Source organism: Bacillus sp. HNG (assembly GCF_003400205.1).
In the GTDB taxonomy this organism is placed as follows: domain Bacteria; phylum Bacillota; class Bacilli; order Bacillales; family Bacillaceae_L; genus Ferdinandcohnia.
The window spans coordinates 1-13,915 of sequence record NZ_QUQV01000018.1 but is presented as its reverse complement, the minus strand read 5'-3'; the positions used below and the strand labels follow the sequence as shown (position 1 = coordinate 13,915).

Genomic DNA, 13,915 nt, shown 5'->3' with positions numbered 1-13,915 from the left:
CTTAATGTTTAAAATCTATGACATAAGACCTAAGAAGGTGGATATAAATTGAAAATCGAAAGCGCTGTCCGTTTGGTTAACATAATGGTTTCTGAAAAAAATTACCCTAATGCCAGAAGAATGATAATAAATGAATGGAATCGATTAACAGAGGCTCAAAATTATGTTCTGTTAAATTCTAATGCACAACAGTTTTTAAAAATAATTAAAGAGGAACTAGAGCAAGGTACCTTTGGAACTCTAACGGACTCAGATAAAAAAGTCTTGATTTTGGTCAACAGGTACATTAAAGATCTCCAGTTCCGTACTGCAAAAAGGATATGCGAAGAACACCAAGCACTACTGGAAAGACCTGAAGCCCAACAATGGCTTACGTCAGAGGCTAGGTACATATATGAGGTTTGGAAAAAATCTGTCTAGGAATATTTGGAGATAATCGTAGAATGGAATTTTAAAAGCTTTCTCAATTATTAATGAAAATTTGGATCTGAGAATTCAAACACTTCCCTCTGTATAAACACTTATCTATAAACAAGTGACATCCCCGTCCATTTCATTTAAAATGGAAATTATAAAGAATCAGGACAGGATGGTAAAAACTATGAAAACGGCGATTGTAACTGATAGTACAGCTTACATACCAAAGGAACTTCGTGAAAAACTTAATATACATATGATTCCGCTAAGTGTTGTATTTGGCGAAGAAACCTATCGTGAGGAAGTCGATATTACGGCAGAGGCATTCTATGACGAGCTTAAGGTTCGTAAAGATTTGCCGACCACATCTCAGCCTCCGATTGGTGAGTTTGTTGAGCTTTTTGAAAAACTAGGTCAAGAGTACGATGCTGTCATTAGTATTCACTTATCTAGTGGTATAAGTGGGACCTATCAGGGATCTGTAACAGCTGGCGATATGGTCGAGGGTGTAAAGGTGTATCCGTTCGACTCTGAAATTAGCTGTATTGTACAAGGCTTCTATGCGCTCGAAGCCGCTGAGATGGCGAATGAAGGAAAATCAGTTGAAGAGATTTTGGCAAGGTTAGAAGAGATGAAAATGTCAATGAGAGCCTATTTTATGGTGGATGATCTCACAAACCTTCAGCGCGGGGGTCGCTTGAGTGGTGCTGCTGCTTTTGTAGGTAGTTTGTTACAAGTGAAGCCAATCCTAAACTTTGAAGACAAAGTGATTGTTCCTTTTGAAAAAATTCGTACACGTAAAAAAGCATTGAACCGCGTGTTTGAATTGTTTGATGAGGATGCAAGTCGAGGTATGCCAATGCGTGCAGCGTTGATCCATGCTAATATCGAGGAAGAAGCTTTAGAATTGAAAGCAGAATTAGAAAAGAAATACCCACATGTTGAATTTTTGCTAAGCTATTTCGGGCCTGTTATTGGGACCCATCTTGGTGAAGGTGCGATTGGGTTAGGTTGGTATAAAAAGTAATATTGAGCGCCGTGCCTTGGGTGCGGTGCTGTTTTTAGGCAAAAAAAGAAATTAGGATTTACTCCTAATTTTTTAATAATTGTTCATTTTGAGGGGTTTCATCTTTTTTTTCTTCTACAGGAGCTTTTCTGTACTCATAGCTACTGTACAGGCTGAGAACCACAAAATATAGTAACAACAGAACTGTCCAAGTTGAGGACGTAATTTGAATTTTCTCCTGAAATAAAACTGCCATTGCTCCAATGAGTAGAATCGAACCGATGCAAAGCAATAACCCATGCTTTATAACCCATTTCATCATGTCCATCCCTACCTTTCACTATCTAATCTCCCCAATAAATGGATTCCTAAACATGAAATAGAAAGAATGTTTTTAAATTGTTCTTGAATACTTTATTAATAAAATTTTGGAGGTCATTCATGCGATTTTTCCTAGAAAGTGAAATATTAATCCCCGAACCATTTTTGGCCAAGCCTGGTGCCAAGCGTATAACTGATTTTGAATCATGCTACCCACAGCCACTGAATCCCACATTTGATTACCCCTCTGAACTCCAACATCTACTCTACGGCAAACAACTCCTACTTGAAGAAATTCCATTTTCGCTTGAAGACATACATCTACACTATTTGAATGGCTATTTACAATATCAAAAATGCATCTCCAAAACGAAGGACGGTTACTCGTGTGTTCGGTGTGGAAATTTTGATCAAAAGCTTTTCGCTTCGTTTGGATGTGCAAGGTGCAAAAATGAATGTACATACTGCAGGAAGTGCATCAATATGGGGAGGATGAGTGAATGTTCGGTTTTGGTGAGTTGGACCGGTCCTAGTCCGAAAGTTGAGATTCCGGATAAGCCACTCGTGTGGGAAGGAACGCTTTCTCCAGGACAACAAAGGGCTTCTACAGAACTAATAATGGCTGTTCAAACTAATGACCAGTTGCTTATCTGGGCGGTCTGTGGAGCAGGAAAAACGGAAATTCTTTTTGAAGGGATCGAAACTGCACTTCAAACCGGTAAAAAGGTTTGCCTCGCTACACCAAGAACTGATGTTGTAATAGAGCTAGCTCCACGGATAAAATCTGCATTTCCAGGAATTGATGTCATCGCCTTATATGGTGGAAGCGAGGACCGCGACAAAACAGCCCCCATCACACTTGCCACAACCCACCAGCTGCTTCGTTTTTATAAAGCCTTCGATATGATCATAATCGATGAAGTCGACGCCTTCCCATATTCAGTTGAGCCAATGCTACAATATGCCGTTAACCAAGCGAAAAAGGATATCTCCTCGACCATCTACCTTACCGCAACACCCAATCAAACCTGGAAAAAGGAAATCCATGCGGGGAAAAGAAAGGCAGTAACGATTCCTGCGCGTTACCATCGTCATGCATTACCGATTCCGGAGTTTATATGGTGTGGGAATTGGGAGAAGATATTGAAAAAGAAGAGGCTTCCGCGGAATGTGCTGGCGTGGATTAAGGAGCATCTTGATATTGGCAAACAAGCCTTCTTGTTTGTGCCAAGAGTTATCTATCTAGAAAGCATCGTAGAAATTTTACGAACTCTCGACCTAGGAATTGAAGGTGTCCATGCCGAGGACCCGGACCGAAAAGACAAGGTAGCACGCTTTCGCTCTGGTGAAATCCCCATTCTTGTGACAACAACGATTTTAGAAAGAGGCGTAACCGTCCCAAATATTGATGTCGCTGTCTTAGGCGCAGAGGATAAAATTTTTACAGAAAGTGCCTTAGTCCAGATTTCGGGCCGTGTTGGCCGTAGTGCCCAATTTCCAACCGGCGAGATTTTATTTTTCCATTACGGCAGAACAAGAGAAATGATTAAGGCAAAAAAGCATATCGAAAATATGAACAAAGAAGCCATTCAAAACGGCTTCATTGATTGATTTCACAATCTATTTTGATTATGATAAAAAGTAACAGATAAAGAACGGATAAGGCGGTGATTCCAGTGAAAAAGGTTGTTTATACAATTGCACTATTATTCATCATCGGCGGTGTTTCATTAACAGGTTACTCGATTTTTCAAATTTGGGATTCGAATCAGGCACAAAAAGAAGCATTGGTTCAAGCAGAAGAACTCATTTCCATACCTCCAACCAAGGAGAAAATTGAAAAGGAAATTGTCATTCCTGTCTTTGAGAAGGGCGAAACAATGGGTGTTTTAGAGGTTCCGAAGCTCGGTGAGAAAATGCCAATCGTCGAAGGAACGGATGAAGAGGAGTTAGCAAAAGGGGTAGGACATTACCTTGGCACCGCGCTACCGAATCAAAATGATCAAATCGTCCTCTCAGGTCACCGCGATACCCTATTTAAACGATTTGATGAGCTGGAAATAGGCGACACCTTTGTTGTGAAATTAGAATACGGCGACTTTATCTATGAAATTGTCGATACAAAAATCGTGGATGCGGACGATCGAACCATCATTAAATCAACCGCGCCAAACGAGGAGCTTGTTGTAACCACCTGTTATCCATTCGGATACCTTGGTGACGCACCATATCGATACATTTTTTATGGAAAAAAAGTAGAATAAATTGTGACCCCTAGGTTGGACGAAGAATCCAGCTTAGGGGTTTTATGTAGTACAAAGGTATTATTGGTCATAGGGTGAAAGGGGAATTTACAATTGTTTTAAATCTATTAATGTTAATGATGGGATAAGTAAAAAAATATTTCCAAATTATGTTTATTATGTGATAATAAAAGAAGAAAGAGAGAATGGAGAGGTTCGTGTGAAGGTTTTTAATGCAATGGAGCCGCTAGTGGCTGAAGCTATCAATGAAAACTGGTCTGAATACAACTTACCCTGCAAATGTGAACAATGCAAAAATGATGTATTTGCCCTCACGCTAAATAATCTACCACCGCGTTATGTATCGAAGGAAAATGGAGTGGCGTATGTCCGCGCCCAATATTTTAATAAACAAATGATGGCCAATATCTACGTGAAAATCGCAGAGGCTGTGAACATCGTCGCGAAAAACCCTCAATGCGATCATTTCAAAAGGAGCTGAAGTATGTCTACATGCCTACTTTGCCACACTTATTTTGAAGATGTGGATTCCTGGTCGACATTGTTTTCGTTGACCGAACCGGATCCACTCTGTTCTACCTGTAGTGAAAAATTTGAAAAGGTGGATGGTGAGCTTTGTGAAATTTGCGGTCGACCATTTTCGGAGTTGTCCGACGAGTATCGCGAAGGCAACCTCTGCTACGACTGTGTTCGCTGGGAAAAAGAAACGGAATGGCAGGGTGTACTCACAAAGAACCGGTCAATTTACCTCTATAATGACTTTGCAAAAGATGTAATTTCCCTCTATAAATTCCGTGGCGACTACGCGATTTCTTCTGTTTTTAAAACACCTCTAAAAAAAGCTTTCAAAACTCATTTTAATTCTTGCTATTTTGTTGTTCCAATCCCTTTAAGTGACGAGCGTTTGTATGAACGAGGGTTTAACCAGGCTAAGGCACTAGCGGTATTTTTAGATGTGCCTGCACATGAAGTTTTGGAACGAACTCATTTGGAAAAACAATCGAAAAAGAGCCGGGATGAACGGATCTCAGGAGAAAATGTATTCCGAGTGATTGATATTGTTCAGGACAAGGATATTTTATTAGTAGATGATATCTATACGACGGGTTCTACTTTACGACATGCGGGTAAGGTGCTGACAGATGCGGGGGCGAAGTCGGTATCATCGTTGACGTTGATTAGAGGATAGTTATTTCAAAAATCTGTCACTATAAACTCTCCTAAAAACACCGATATAATAGAAAGAAATAAGGTGTTTGAGGAGAGAATTAACATGGGAGAACTAATGAATTGCCCGAATTGCGGTGCTTTATTTGTAAAAACAAATCTTCGTGATGTATGTGAAAAATGCTATAAGGAAGAAAATCAAGCATTCGAAACTGTCTATAAATTTATTCGTAAAAGAGAAAATCGCACAGCGACTATTTACGAAGCTGCAGAGGGGACGGGTGTAGACGAGGAATTAATCATTAAATTCATCCGAACAGGAAAGCTGAAACTGGCTCAATTCCCAAACCTTGGATATCCATGCCAAAAATGTCGCACCATAATACGCGAAGGGATTTTATGTGATGACTGTTCCAAGGACCTTCGCAGTGAATTATCAATTTTTAAACAGGAAGAGGAACGAAAGAAAGAAATACGCGAACGTGAAAAAAGAACGTATTTTGCAGATTAAATTTCTAAACATTTTCATGCCTTTGCCGATATAAAAGAAAAAGACATGAAGTTCGGATAGAAAGTGAGGTTTTAACATGAAAATAAACCAGTTCGGACCCGTTGGAATGAATCCATATAAAAAGCAAATGAACAAGATTACGGCAACAGAAAAGTCAACTCAGACAGACAAGGTTGAAATTTCTTCTGCAGCTAAACAACTACAGGAAACTTCACCGATTACTGTTGCGCGCCAGCAAAAGGTAGAAGCGCTCAAACAACAGATTCAAAGCGGGACCTATAAGGTGAACGTTGAAGACGTTGCGAAAAGCGTTTACGATTTTTATTTAAAAAAGTAATGTGAAAACGGAGGGTCAATATGTCAGCTGATAACTTAGTCGTGTTGCTCAAAAAAATACTTACTTTACATCAAAATTTACTTAAGCTAGCTGAGCGAAAAACAGACATTTTGAAAAAAGGCGACATTGATGCCCTCAACGATCAGATGAAGGAAGAACAGAAATACATTTTAGCAATCAAACAATTGGAAAATGAACGGATTGCACTTGTTGATAAATGGCTTGGATCTCGTGTTAAAGATAAAACATTATCAAAGTGTATTGAGATGGCGAGTGAACCGGTTCGTTCAAAGTTAGAGGAAATACATGAGGAATTGGTTAAAGTGACTCAAGATTTAAAGTCCCTAAACGACTTAAATCAGCAGCTCACACACCAATCCTTGCAATACGTAAACATGTCGTTGGATATGCTTCTCCCACAGGAGCAAAACGCGGGTTACGGCAACCCAGCGGGAACAAAAGGGAAAAAGCAGACTCGCTCTATGTTTGATTCGAAGGCTTAAACAACGGAGGATGGAAAAATGGTATCAACCTTTCATGGATTAGAAACAGCACGTCGTGGCATGGTCACCCAGCAAAGTGCGTTATATACAACGGGACATAACATCGCAAACGCGAATACACCCGGATACACAAGGCAGCGCGTTAATTTCACCCAGACAAATCCATACCCTTCTCCTGGTTTAAATACGGCAAAAATTCCTGGACAGGTTGGAACAGGTGTTGAAGCTGGTACGATTCAACGTGTTCGTGAAAGCTTCTTGGACGTTCAGTTTCGCGGGGAGCAAACAAAAACAAGCTACTGGGAAACACGAGCGAACGCCCTAGGGAAAATGGAAGAAATTATGAATGAACCGTCTGAAACAGGACTTGCGAACACTCTGAACCAATTCTGGCAGTCTTTACAAGACTTAGCTGCTAACCCAGAGGATCAAGGTGCGCGTTCGGTAGTGCGCCAACGTGGCGAAATGGTAGCAAACACATTCAACTATCTATCAAACTCATTAACTGCAATAAAAGATGACTTCGGCAAACAAATCAGTGTAACTGTGAAGGCAGTAAACTCGCTTTCGGACCAAATTAGCAGAATCAATAAGCAAATTTCTGAGATTGAACCGGTTGGATACCTTCCAAATGATTTATACGATGAACGTGATCGACTTATTGATGAGCTTTCAAAATACGTGGAAATTAAGGTTCATCCTCCTAGAAGCAGTGGCGGCGATTCCTTACCAGTTGCAGAAGGTATTTTAGATATATCAATAGTTGGTGACAACGGGATGGAAACCAAGTTGATTGATGGTAGTACATTTAAAAAGCTTTCAGTCGTTCCTGCAACTGATTCCGATGGGGACGGAGTAAATGACCAGCCAACAGGTGCTGTAACTGGTTTTCAATTAGATGGACAGGATATCCCTTTTATTCGTAGTGGAGAAATGAAAGCCTTAGTAGAAGCGTACGGATATGTGGAAAATGGTCAGGAAAAAGGCATATATTCGAAAATGCTAGATGATTTGGATAAAATGGCTTACTCGTTTGCGACAGAGTTTAACAATGTTCATAAACAAGGTTATACGTTGAAAACTTCTACTGATGCTAGTGTAAAAGGTGGAGATTTCTTTAAGCCATTTACAAATGGGTATAAAAATGCAGCTACAATTATTAGTGTTTCCTCTAACATTGATAATCTTAGCCATATTGCAGTTTCGACGATTCAGGGCGAATCTGGAAATGGCTACAATGCAACTAATCTAGCAAATGTGAAAAATACTGATTTCGGTACAATAGCTGGTTTCCCAATTACAGCGGGTAGCATCCAATCATTCTATGAATCTCTCATCGGTTCTATGGGAGTAGATTCACAGGAAGCCTCTCGTATGGCAGATAACTCAGGAGTACTGAAGGATTCAGTAGAAAATCGACGCCAATCTGTAAGCGCGGTTTCCTTAGATGAGGAAATGACAAACATGATTAAGTTCCAGCACGCGTACAACGGATCTGCAAGAATGATTACGGTACTCGATGAAATGCTAGACAGAATCATAAACGGTCTAGGTACTGGTGGAAGGTAGGTGTAAAAAATGCGCGTAACACAATCCATGCTAACTAATAATATGTTACGGAATTTAAGCAACAGCTATGAAAGACTTGGGAAATATCAGGATCAGCTAAATACACAAAAAAAAATTACAAAACCATCTGACGACCCAGTTGTGGCAATTAAGGGTATGCGATATCGTACAGACCTTGCTGAAATTGAACAGTATCAACGAAACCTATCAGAAGCATATACGTGGATGGAATCAGCAGATGATGCGATGGATAAGATGACAAGTGCTCTTCAAAGGGTACGGGAATTGACAGTTCAGGCAAGTACCGGAACAAATGGTCCTGATGAAAAAACGAATATTGCTTTAGAGGTTGATCAATTAAAAGAACATATTGCAACTATTGTTAATACAAAGGTTGGAAATAAGTTTATTTTTAATGGAACAAACACAACAGAAAAACCAGTAGATTTAACTACTAATAATATTCCTATCACTAGTAATGATGTTTTACTTGAAGTTTCTAAAGGGGTCCATATTAATGTCAACGTAAGGTCTACTGACCTTTTAAAAGGTAATAATCCTACTGATATTTTTACAGAGCTTGAGAATTTGGTAAATGATCTCAATAACGATGGCGATATTGGAAAATATCTCGATTCTTTAGATTCACATTTATCAAATGTTGTTGCAAATCGCGCAGATCTTGGCGCAAGATATAATCGTATTGAACTTATTGATGATCGACTTGGCTCACAAGAGGTAATTACAAATAAAATTATTTCTGAAAATGAGGATGCCGAAATGGAAAAGGTTATCATCGGTTTAACAACCGCTGAAGCTGTCCATCGTGCAGCCCTGGGGGCTGGATCTAAAATTATTCAACCAACACTTATGGACTTTTTACGTTAAGCTATCTTTTTATGAGATAGCTTTTTTGATAGGAGAGATTTGATGGAACTTGCTCAAATACGGCTAGAATCTCAAAATGCTAAAAGAGGAATTCATACAATCAAAGCTGTTCAAGAAATACAACAACCGAAAGCAGAACTATCGATTGAACAGCCAAATGCTGAATTAACGATAAAGACAACACCTGGGAAGCTAACGATTGATCAAACTGAGGCTTGGGCAGATATGGACTTAAAACATATCTCTCGCCGAATAGCTGAAGCTGCCGACAAAGGTTACCAGGATTCACTTGAAGGAATAGCAAGGAGAGCACAAGAAGGAAACGAACTACTGAGGATTGAAAATGGTGGAAACCCAATTGCTCAAATTGCAAAAAGAAAAAGTGATGGACCCGAGCTTCAATTTAATATTGGATGGATACCGTCATACTTTAGTGTCAAGACTAATTATGTCCCAGCAGAGGTGGATATCCAAGTAAAGGTGAATAAGCCAATCATTAATGCTGGCATTAATAAACCAATTCATGAATATACACCTGGAAATGTAGACATATATTTAGATCAAAGACAGTCTCTAAAAATTGACTTTGCTAATTTGAAATATAAAGGCATAAACTATGAGCAGGAGATTTAAATTATAAGGTTGTGAAAAAATGAAAATTGATACGAAATATCATGGCGAGATACATATTGATGAAAATGAAGTTATTTCTTTTATAAATGGAATTCCTGGCTTTTTAGATGAAAAGAAATTTGTTATTCTTCCATTTGGCGAAGATACAGGAATTTCAATTATGCAGTCAGTAGGCAATGCTCAATTAGCGTTTGTTGTGACAAATCCATTTCTTTTTTATAAGCAATACCATTTTATTATTGATGACCAGGTGGTTGAACAGCTTCAATTAGAATCCGAACAGGATGTTTTGGTTTATGTGATTTTAACTGTACAAGATCCGTTTGAGAAAACAACAGCTAACTTACAAGCACCCGTGGTTATAAATAACAAAAAGAACCTTGGTAAACAGGTGATATTAACGAACACGCTATATCAAACAAGACATAATGTTTTTGAAAATGTGTCTTCAAAATAGGAGGTGGGAGAATGCTTGTTTTAACAAGAAAAATGAACGAATCAATCATAATTGATGGAGATATAGAAATCACCATTTTATCGGTAAGTGGAGATCAAATAAAAATCGGAGTTGACGCACCAAAACATGTTGAAATTCACAGGAAAGAGATTTATCTAGAAATCCAAAATGAAAACAACCAAGCCTCCCAGACTCCAAAGGATTTATTGAAACAAATTAATATTAACTTAAAGAATACCCGTTAATCTAAAAAGATTTTCGGGTATTTTTATAAGCAATAAATATGTAGAAAAAAATCGGAAAATCTATTAAACAATTTCAAAACGTGTCGATATAAAGTATGTAAAACAAATAAGTACAAAAGGCGGCCGACTTTCGTGCTATTTGTCAATATATCAAAATTCCACAAGGAAGTGGAATTTCAAAACTCAAGGAGGAAATAAAAAATGAGAATTAATCACAATATTGCAGCACTTAATACTTATCGTCAATTAAACACTGCTACAGGTGCACAATCAAAATCAATGGAAAAATTATCTTCTGGACTACGTATTAATCGTGCCGGAGATGACGCAGCAGGTCTAGCAATTTCAGAAAAAATGCGTGGACAAATTCGTGGATTAGATATGGCTGCAAAGAATGCGCAGGACGGCATTTCATTAATCCAAACAGCTGAAGGTGCGTTAAACGAAACACATGATATTCTACAACGTATGAGAGAATTAGCAGTACAATCTGCTAGTGATACAAATACTGATGACGATCGTGCTGAATTACAACGTGAAGTAGCTCAGTTAATTGAAGAAGTAGACCGTATCGGTAAAAATACTCAATTTAATACTCAAGATATCTTAGCAGCTGATCAAACACTAGATATCAACATTGGTTCAAACTCAGGACAAGCATTATCAATTACATGGAAAGCTCAAACTAAAGCAGCTTTAGGGGAAGATGCAGTGGCTATTGATGCAGTTACTGTTGCAACTAAAACTGATGCACAAGCTGCAATTGATACAATGGATGAAGCAATTGCATCTGTATCAAAATCACGTTCTCAAATGGGTGCATACCAAAACCGATTAGAACATTCTATCAATAATCTAAATACATCTTCTGAAAACCTAACAGCTGCCGAATCTCGTATCCGTGACGTAGATATGGCGAAAGAAATGATGGAACAAACTAAAAACTCTATCCTTTCTCAAGCTGCTCAAGCTATGCTGGCTCAAGCAAATCAACAGCCGCAAGGAGTTCTTCAGTTACTTCGTTAATGGAAGAATTTTTAGCTTAAGACCTCACTAAATAGTGAGGTCTTTTTTAGTAAATAAGTTTTTGAGAAGGGGATTTTATGAAAAAGATAAGGAAATTATTGATTTTATTAGTAGTATGTCTGCTTTTTGTAAATTTAAGTAGCGGCTTTGCTTATTATGGAAACCAAAATGTTTCTAATGAATTTATTGAAATTGCAGTAAATGATACCGGACGATTTACAATAGGAACGACAGGCGGGGATATTGAGAATTTACAGGATGATAATAAAAAACTTTTATATGGGCATCCTTCACCTAATACTTCCTACACAACAGTTAGGATAAATGGTACAGACTATTATTTTTCAGGTAATGTCCAAAGTCCGGTTTCTAATGGTTTCTATAAAAATATTATAACTGAAGGAACGTTTTCGGGTATAAAGGTAAAACAAATCCTTTCAATTGTTAAAAATAATACTACACAATTAAAGGACACAGTAGAGGTTAGGTATATAGTATCCAATACAAGCAGTGTTGCTAAAAATACAGGTATAAGAATAATGATGGATACAATGTTAGGAAATAACGATAGTGCACCATTTAGGATCCCTGGGATAGGTGAGGTAACAACTGAGACTGAGTTTGTTGGGGAAGAAATACCCCCTTATTGGCAGGCGTTTGATAATTTAAATAACCCTACAGTTATTGCACATGGAAGTTTATTAAATGTACCAAATAAACCTGATAAAGTGCAGTTTACAAATTGGGGTAGAACTTATAATTCTCCATGGAACTTTTATATAATGCCTGGTTCCCCTAATGGAGATAGTGCTGTTAATATATATTGGAATGAAAAAGCCCTTGAACCTGGGGAAACAAGAGAGTATGTAACTTATTATGGATTAAGTAATTTTATTTCAGAACAAAATCCTCCGGTAAGTTTGAGTATAGCAGGACCATCTGAGATTAACTTTGATGGCGATGTATTTATGCCTAATCCGATGACCCTTACTAGCTACATACAAAATATTAGTGATGTGCAAGCTGAAAATTTGCAATTGGAATTAAAGCTTCCAGAGGGAGTTACCCTAGTTACAGGTGAGGCGGTAACGGAAATAGGAGATTTAACGCCTAATCAAGAAAAAATGTATTCTTGGGATATAAAAATTGAAGATCTGAAGGATAATGATGAATTTATTATCGAAACTGTGTTGACTGGCTCAAATATTGAAGAAAAAAGTGTATCAAAAACTATTCATATAAATGATATTAGCAATCCTGTACTAGAGGATATTCAAATTATCCCGAATGAAGTAACTATATTTAAGGGACAAAAAAGAAGCATAAATGTCCTTGGTTATTACTCAAATCAAAGCATCAAAGATCTTACTTCAGCTGAATCTGGAACCACTTACTCGATAGATAATGGACAAGTGGCTTCGGTCAATGATGAGGGTGTAATTGACGTACCGATTAATTCTTCTGGTGGATCTGTGCAATTAACAGTTTCAAATGGGGAACTTTCTGCTACAGCTACAATTATTGTTGAAGAAAATATAGAGGATACACCGAATGAAATTATTGTTTTGCCTGGTGAAATCAGCTTAGAAAAGGATCAATACTATCAATTAGAGGTATTTGCTTACTATGAAAATGGAACTAGGGAAAATATCACATTCAAGGAGAATATTCAATATTCAAGTTTGGATGAAAGTGTTACTAAAGTTAACAATGAAGGACTAATAACAACGTTTGGATCGATACCTGGTGAAACCAGGATAAACATTGAGTATATGGGTCTTTCTAAAGATGTGATAGTAAAGGTGCTTGGAGAGCCTGTCCTTTCTCAAATAGAAGTTTCCCATCAATACATAGAATTGGATAAAGGGGAAAGTGAGCAATTATTTGTTAATGCAGTTTTATCAAATGGAGAAAGATTAGATATTACTGATGATGATAAGATTACATATCAAAGTTATGACAATAATCGTGTACATGTAACTAATGCTGGCTTTATTCAGGTTTTGCCTGATGCTCCTTTAGGTGAAGTCGGGATTCGCATTGCGTATGAGGGGAAGACAAAAAATATTACTATCAAAGTGATTAATAGTGGTCCTACACTTAATGATATTGAGGTGACACCAGAAAAAATAGAACTAGAACGTGGGAAAACAGCACAAATAGGTGTGACAGCATTAATGTCAAATGGAGAAACAAAAGAAGTAACGGCGGATGAAGGCACGGTATATAAAAGTTATGACTTGAACCGAGCAGTTGTTAGCGAAGATGGTTCAATCCAGGTGCCAATAAATGCTCCATTAGGAGATGTAGGAATACGTGTGACCCATGGAGGGAAGTCGAAGACAGTAACAGTGACAATCCTAAGTGGCCCAACGTTAAATAGTTTAGAGGTGACACCAGAAAAAATAGAACTAGAACGTGGGAAAACAGCACAAATAGGTGTGACAGCATTAATGTCAAATGGAGAAACAAAAGAAGTAACGGCGGATGAAGGCACGGTATATAAAAGTTATGACTTGAACCGAGCAGTTGTTAGCGAAGATGGTTCAATCCAGGTGCCAATAAATGCTC

General features: G+C 38.0%; 17 protein-coding genes. 16 read left to right on the top strand and 1 reads right to left on the bottom strand.

Annotated features, from left to right (window positions below; all coding sequences use genetic code 11):
- Window positions 1–48: 48 nt before the first annotated feature.
- Together DZB84_RS21265 and DZB84_RS21260 are read left to right on the top strand one after the other, a co-directional pair.
- Window positions 49–420, top strand: coding sequence for a hypothetical protein (locus DZB84_RS21265; RefSeq protein WP_116354309.1), 372 nt, complete (start codon window positions 49–51; stop codon window positions 418–420).
- Window positions 421–601: 181 nt separating this feature from the next.
- Window positions 602–1,444, top strand: coding sequence for a DegV family protein (locus tag DZB84_RS21260; RefSeq protein ID WP_116354308.1), 843 nt, complete (start codon window positions 602–604; stop codon window positions 1,442–1,444).
- 64 nt (window positions 1,445–1,508) lie between these two features.
- Here DZB84_RS21260 and DZB84_RS21255 read toward each other — a convergent pair whose 3' ends face one another.
- A complete protein-coding gene (locus DZB84_RS21255) occupies window positions 1,509–1,745 on the bottom strand; it encodes a hypothetical protein (protein WP_116354307.1) in 237 nt (78 codons plus the stop codon).
- Between the two features lie 119 nt (window positions 1,746–1,864).
- On the opposite strand from DZB84_RS21255, the gene DZB84_RS21250 reads away from it, so the two are divergent.
- The 14 genes from DZB84_RS21250 to DZB84_RS21185 form a co-directional block, all read left to right on the top strand.
- The gene (locus DZB84_RS21250; protein WP_116354306.1) at window positions 1,865–3,355 is read left to right on the top strand and encodes an ATP-dependent helicase ComFA; all 1,491 of its coding nucleotides are present in this window, start codon (window positions 1,865–1,867) and stop codon (window positions 3,353–3,355) included.
- Between the two features lie 65 nt (window positions 3,356–3,420).
- Window positions 3,421–4,008 (top strand): class D sortase, encoded by a 588-nt coding sequence (locus DZB84_RS21245; RefSeq protein WP_116354305.1) that lies wholly within the window; start codon window positions 3,421–3,423, stop codon window positions 4,006–4,008.
- 199 nt (window positions 4,009–4,207) lie between these two features.
- Window positions 4,208–4,489: a late competence development ComFB family protein gene (locus tag DZB84_RS21240; RefSeq protein WP_223254528.1), complete on the top strand. Its 282-nt coding sequence runs from the start codon at window positions 4,208–4,210 to the stop codon at window positions 4,487–4,489.
- 3 nt (window positions 4,490–4,492) lie between these two features.
- A complete protein-coding gene (locus DZB84_RS21235) occupies window positions 4,493–5,197 on the top strand; it encodes a ComFC family protein (RefSeq protein WP_116354304.1) in 705 nt (234 codons plus the stop codon).
- An 84-nt stretch (window positions 5,198–5,281) separates the two neighbouring features.
- Window positions 5,282–5,686: a TIGR03826 family flagellar region protein gene (locus DZB84_RS21230; protein WP_116354303.1), complete on the top strand. Its 405-nt coding sequence runs from the start codon at window positions 5,282–5,284 to the stop codon at window positions 5,684–5,686.
- Between the two features lie 76 nt (window positions 5,687–5,762).
- On the top strand, window positions 5,763–6,023 hold the full coding sequence (gene flgM, locus DZB84_RS21225; RefSeq protein ID WP_116354302.1) for a flagellar biosynthesis anti-sigma factor FlgM: 261 nt from the start codon (window positions 5,763–5,765) through the stop codon (window positions 6,021–6,023).
- 20 nt (window positions 6,024–6,043) lie between these two features.
- Window positions 6,044–6,526, top strand: a complete 483-nt coding sequence (locus DZB84_RS21220; RefSeq protein WP_116354301.1) for a flagellar protein FlgN — start codon at window positions 6,044–6,046, stop codon at window positions 6,524–6,526.
- 18 nt (window positions 6,527–6,544) lie between these two features.
- On the top strand, window positions 6,545–8,095 hold the full coding sequence (flgK, locus tag DZB84_RS21215) for a flagellar hook-associated protein FlgK (RefSeq protein WP_116354300.1): 1,551 nt from the start codon (window positions 6,545–6,547) through the stop codon (window positions 8,093–8,095).
- A gap of 9 nt (window positions 8,096–8,104) precedes the next feature.
- The gene (gene flgL, locus DZB84_RS21210) at window positions 8,105–8,983 is read left to right on the top strand and encodes a flagellar hook-associated protein FlgL (RefSeq protein ID WP_116354299.1); all 879 of its coding nucleotides are present in this window, start codon (window positions 8,105–8,107) and stop codon (window positions 8,981–8,983) included.
- Window positions 8,984–9,025: 42 nt separating this feature from the next.
- A complete protein-coding gene (locus DZB84_RS21205) occupies window positions 9,026–9,616 on the top strand; it encodes a DUF6470 family protein (RefSeq protein WP_116354298.1) in 591 nt (196 codons plus the stop codon).
- A 19-nt stretch (window positions 9,617–9,635) separates the two neighbouring features.
- A complete protein-coding gene (fliW, locus tag DZB84_RS21200) occupies window positions 9,636–10,073 on the top strand; it encodes a flagellar assembly protein FliW (RefSeq protein ID WP_116354297.1) in 438 nt (145 codons plus the stop codon).
- A gap of 11 nt (window positions 10,074–10,084) precedes the next feature.
- Window positions 10,085–10,318 (top strand): carbon storage regulator CsrA, encoded by a 234-nt coding sequence (gene csrA, locus DZB84_RS21195; RefSeq protein WP_116354296.1) that lies wholly within the window; start codon window positions 10,085–10,087, stop codon window positions 10,316–10,318.
- Between the two features lie 201 nt (window positions 10,319–10,519).
- Window positions 10,520–11,344, top strand: a complete 825-nt coding sequence (locus DZB84_RS21190) for a flagellin N-terminal helical domain-containing protein (protein ID WP_116354295.1) — start codon at window positions 10,520–10,522, stop codon at window positions 11,342–11,344.
- Window positions 11,345–11,421: 77 nt separating this feature from the next.
- On the top strand, window positions 11,422–13,915 hold a 2,494-nt coding region (locus DZB84_RS21185), incomplete at its 3' end, for a hypothetical protein (protein ID WP_223254527.1).